Source organism: Terriglobia bacterium (assembly GCA_036496425.1).
Lineage (GTDB): Bacteria > Acidobacteriota > Terriglobia > 20CM-2-55-15 > 20CM-2-55-15 > 20CM-2-55-15.
The window spans coordinates 1-5,063 of the sequence record DASXLG010000185.1 but is presented as its reverse complement, the minus strand read 5'-3'; the positions used below and the strand labels follow the sequence as shown (position 1 = coordinate 5,063).

Annotated in this window: 4 protein-coding genes; all 4 read right to left on the bottom strand. The window is 56.8% G+C overall.

Annotated elements, in window-relative coordinates:
• A partial coding sequence (locus tag VGK48_13090; protein ID HEY2382107.1) for a helix-turn-helix transcriptional regulator occupies positions 1-404 on the bottom strand: 404 nt, incomplete at its 3' end.
• Positions 405-1,508 (bottom strand): molecular chaperone DnaJ, encoded by a 1,104-nt coding sequence (gene dnaJ, locus VGK48_13085; GenBank protein ID HEY2382106.1) that lies wholly within the window; start codon positions 1,506-1,508, stop codon positions 405-407.
• Between the two features lie 120 nt (positions 1,509-1,628).
• The gene (dnaK, locus tag VGK48_13080) at positions 1,629-3,554 is read right to left on the bottom strand and encodes a molecular chaperone DnaK (GenBank protein ID HEY2382105.1); all 1,926 of its coding nucleotides are present in this window, start codon (positions 3,552-3,554) and stop codon (positions 1,629-1,631) included.
• Between the two features lie 165 nt (positions 3,555-3,719).
• Positions 3,720-4,292, bottom strand: coding sequence for a transglycosylase SLT domain-containing protein (locus VGK48_13075; protein HEY2382104.1), 573 nt, complete (start codon positions 4,290-4,292; stop codon positions 3,720-3,722).
• Between the last annotated feature and the right edge of the window lie 771 nt (positions 4,293-5,063).

The following is a 5,063-nucleotide window of genomic DNA, read 5'->3' as shown; positions in this document are numbered from 1 at the left end:
TTCCGCTCCGCTTTACGCGGTTTCGCGAGAGTTACATGCGGCGGCGTCACTTTGACCAGCGCATGTTGAATCTTCTGGTTCAGTTCCGGAGAGCGATTGGTGAACTCGTTTTCGATATATTCGATGAACTCCTGCATCTCGCGCTGCATTTCTTCCAATCGCTGCCGCATATTAAGTACGACTTCGACGCCCGCCAGGTTCACGCCGAGGTCGCGCGTCAGATTGAGTATCAATTCCAGCCGTTCGAGGTCTTCCTGCGTATATAGACGTGTGTTCCCCTCGGATCGTGAGGGAGTCAACAACCCTTCACGTTCGTAGAGGCGCAGAGTCTGAGGATGAATGTCATAGGTTTCGGCCACCACGCTGATCATGTAGGCGGCCTTGCCTTTCTTTTTCCGCTCCATTTACTTCAAATCCTTCCGGGGATCCTCAGGATTCAATTTCGCAAGCTCGCGCAGTATTTCCTTGGAACGCTCGTCCGCGATCCGCGGCACGATCACCTTCACTTCGACGTACTGATCCCCGCGCAATCCCGGGTTCAAAAGGGAGGGCGCCCCTTTGCCCCGCATTCGGAATGTCTGGCCGGTCTGCGTGCCCGGAGGTATTCGAACGAAGGCCAGGCCATCGACTGTCGGGACCTCGATCTTCGTTCCGAGCGCCGCTTCCGTGACCGTCAACGGAACGGAGCAATGGATGTTGTCGCCCATTCGCCTGAAAAACGAATGCTCGGCAACATTCACCACAACAAATAAATCTCCCGCGGGACCGCCGCACTTTCCGGCATCGCCTTTGCCGGAAACCCGGATCCGCGTGCCCGTGCTCACCCCGGCAGGTAAGGCAACGTCCAGGCTTTCGCTTCCTGATAGACGCCCCTCTCCGCCGCAGTGGATACATGGCTTTACGAACCGGCCGGAGCCACCGCAGTCGGAGCAGGTGATGGCGAATTGCAGATGTCCCTTCGATCGGGTTGTCTTGCCGGTGCCGCTGCAGCCTGAACATGCCGTATCGCGCGAACCCGCGGCCTGGCCGCTGCCTTCGCACGCATCGCACGGGTGGCTGCGCAACAGGCCGATCCTGGTATTCAGGGCGCGCAACGATTCATCGAAGCTGATCGACACCTGGTACTCGAGATCCTGACCGCGCTCGGCCTGGCGGCGAACCGCCCGGCCGGCGAACACCTGGCCGAAGATTTCACTGAATTCGGAATGGCTCGATTTGCTGAAATTGAAACCCTGGAAACTGAATCCCCATTCCGCCTTGGCGTCGTGTGCTTCCAGAACGCCATCGGTGTAAAAGCCGTTGACGTCATAAAACTCCCGCTTGAGAGGATTACTGAGGATGTCATAGGCCTCGGTGATCCGCTTGAACAGATCTTCGGCGTGCCGGTCACCGGGATTGATATCCGGATGATACCGGCGGGCGAGCTTGCGGAACGCCCGTTTGATGTCGTTCACGGACGCAGTTCGGCCGACCTCAAGAATGACGTAGAGATCGTTTTTACTGGTCATGATAAACCTTGGGAACTATTGGAAATTCGAAATTGGAGGTTGGAAATTGGAAATTTGTTGTACCGCAGATCTCCAATTTCCAGCTTCCAATCTCGAATTTCCAATAGCTCCTCTCAGTCCTCAGTCCTTCTTTTTATCCTCAGCGTCAACATACTCGGCATCGATGACATCGTCGGTCTTTTCACCCGATTTTGCCCCCGAAGCTCCGCCATTGGCGTCCGGTCCGCCGGCACTGCCGCCCGGCTGCGCGCCGGACTTGTACATGGCTTCGGCAACCTTGTGGGATGCCTGGGTCAGCGTTTCGGCGGCGCGATTGATCGCATCGACGTCGCTGCCTTCCAGCGCTTTTTTGGTGTCCGCGATTGCAGCTTCGACGGCCTTGGCATCGGCATCGGCCAGCTTGCTGCGATGCTCGCTCAGCATTTTCTCGGTCTGGTAGACCAGAGAGTCCGCCTTATTGCGAGCCTCGATCTCTTCGCGCTTGCGTTTATCGTCGTCCGCGTGGGATTCCGCTTCCCGGACCATCTTGTTGATGTCGTCCTTGGAAAGGCCGCTGGATGAAGTGATCGTGATCTTCTGTTCCTTGCCCGTGCCGGTGTCTTTCGCCGACACATTCACGATGCCGTTCGCATCGATGTCGAACGTGACTTCGACCTGCGGGATCCCGCGGGGAGCCGGCAGAATGCCCACAAGATGGAACTTGCCGAGCGTCCGGTTGTCGCGCGCCATCGGGCGTTCGCCCTGCAGCACGTGGATTTCAACCGACGTCTGATTGTCCGCCGCCGTCGAGAAGGTCTCGCTCTTGCGGGTCGGAATCGTCGTGTTCCTGTCGATCAGTTTGGTAAAGACGCCGCCAAGCGTCTCGATACCGAGGGACAGCGGCGTGACGTCGAGCAACAGGACATCTTTCACTTCGCCGCCGAGCACGCCTGCCTGTACGGCCGCGCCCACCGCGACGACTTCGTCGGGATTCACGCCCTTGTGGGGTTCCCTGCCGAACAGTTCGCGAACAATCTGCTGAACCTTCGGAATACGCGTGCTGCCGCCGACAAGCACAACCTCGTCGATGTCGCTCAGCTTCACGCCGGCATCGTTCAACGCCTGCTTGCACGGGCCGATCGAGCGCTGGAGGATGTCATCGACTAGCGATTCGAACTTCGCTCGCGTCAGTTTCAGGTTCAAGTGCTTCGGGCCGGTCGCATCCGCCGTGACGAACGGCAGCGTGATCTCGGTCTCCTGAACCGTCGACAGCTCCATCTTTGCCTTCTCAGCCGCTTCTTTCAGCCGCTGCAGCGCCATCTTGTCTTTCGAAAGATCGATGCCCTGGTCCTTTTTGAACTCATCGATGATCCAGTCGATGATCCGCTGGTCGATGTTGTCTCCACCCAGGTGCGTGTCGCCGTTCGTGGCCTTGACTTCGACCACGCCCTCGCCGACTTCCAGAATCGAGATATCGAACGTACCGCCGCCGAAGTCGTACACAGCGATCGTCTCGTCCTTTTTCTTATCCAGACCATAGGCAAGCGCGGCGGCCGTCGGCTCATTGATAATGCGCAGGACTTCGAGCCCGGCGATGCGGCCGGCATCCTTTGTCGCCTGGCGCTGGGAATCGTTGAAGTACGCGGGAACCGTAATCACCGCCTTATCGATCTTCTGTCCGAGATAGTCTTCCGCGGCGCTCTTCAGCTTCTGAAGAATCATCGCGGAGATTTCGGGCGGCGAATACTCCTTACCGTTGCTCTCCACGCGCGCATCCCCGTTACTCGAATGCGTCACCTTGTACGGCACCATCTTCATCTCTTCGTTGACTTCGTCGTGCCGGCGCCCCATGAACCGCTTGATCGAGTAAACCGTGTTCTCCGCATTGGTGACGGCCTGGCGTTTGGCCACTTGTCCGACCAGACGCTCCCCGCTCTTGGCGAAGGCGACGACGGACGGCGTGGTCCGGCCACCTTCCTGGTTTGCGATAACGACCGGTTCGCCACCCTCCATTACCGCCACGACAGAGTTGGTGGTGCCCAGGTCGATTCCGATAATCTTGCTCATTTGTAAAGTCCTCCTACAGCCTGCCCGTAAATGGAAACCTATTAGACCAGTCCTCAATATAGGATCTGAGTGGCGTACTGTCAATACTGCTTTATAGAGACACTATAAGATTTTGACAGACACTTCTGCTTTACTGAAGCAAAGCCGAGGCGGGAGAATTTGAGATTACTTGAGCAACTGGGTGGAAAGTGTTGATTTTTCAGAGCCGAAGATCCGCTGAACCTTAGCGAGATAGTCTTCGACCGACTGGGAGGAGTCCGGATCGTCGGCGTTCCATCCTTTATATCGCTTTACACCCTCCCAGAGGCCGAATCTCCGGATGTAATCCTTCAGGATTCGGACACCGAAATCGACGTTATCTTCGACCTTAAAGAGGTTGATGCCTTCCTGTTCCGCAGTCGCACCCCAGGTTGGCAGGTGAATCTGCATGATGCCGATCGAATCCAGGTTGGAGATCGCAAATGGGTTTGCCCGGCTTTCGACGATCATGACGGCAGCCACCAGATGCGGATCCACATCGTACTTCCGCGCACTGCTGACGACGGCAGAAGCCACGCGGCCCAGGTGACCGGGGTCAACCTCGTACTTCTTGAGAAAGCCTTCCATCGAGGTCACCGCAGTGTCCTTGTCGGGAAGCAGAGGGACAGCGAACCCAGCCTCTTGAACTGCCGGAAGCTGGCTCTGGCCGGAGAACACGTAGGCGCTCGGAGTCGGGAAACCCAGCACAAAGGCCGACAAAAGTGTCGTTAAAATCAGCAACTTAGCAGACTTGGAGAACAATTCCTCACATCTCAAACAATGGGCTACATAGTGAATGTTCCAGCCTACCCTCATACCGCGACACCGACTGCAGAATGCAATAGGTTGCATTTTTCCTCCTTTCGGGGGAAGCGTGAGATTAGGTTTTAAAAGTGACAAACTGGAATGGCTATTCCAGAAACCCCGGGGTTCTGCTTCTTTCGGCAGCCCCTGAGAAAAAGGATACCGTCCTCAGCGACCATTGCAAGGAAACTCTCGACCGCGTCGGCGGGAGGGAATAATCCTGTTGAGCGCTTTCCGCCGATGGGGTAAAATGGAGAGTTTACCTGGCTCGCAATTACGCTATCTGTAGCATACCTTTCAATAACTTAGAGGAAGCCGATCCTTGAGCGATTTCTTGAGGGAGGGAATATTTTTTTTCAACTCCGGCCGGTACTTTGAGGCCCACGAAGCCTGGGAGGATCTGTGGCGTCCGGCTCGCGGTCCGCTCCGACTTTATTACCAGGGCCTGGTCCAGGCTGCCGTCGGTATGCACCACCTCAGCCGGCGCAATATAAACGGCGCCCGGGCGCAGCTGGGCAAGTCTCTTTCAAAGCTGGAACAGTACCCGGAACGCTTCTGCGGCATCGACAATGCGGGGCTGGTTGCGGGCCTCCGAAACATAGTTGAGCACCTGGAAGACGGAAGTGAGCCGCCGCCTCCCCAGGTCCACCGAAAAGATGAACATGGGCTTTGACATTGCAAAGCATG

Coding starts and splice junctions, on each gene's coding strand:
- dnaJ (HEY2382106.1), bottom strand. CDS start 1,508: ATGACCAGTAAAAACGATCTCTACGTCATTCTTGAGGTCGGCCGAACT.
- dnaK (HEY2382105.1), bottom strand. CDS start 3,554: ATGAGCAAGATTATCGGAATCGACCTGGGCACCACCAACTCTGTCGTG.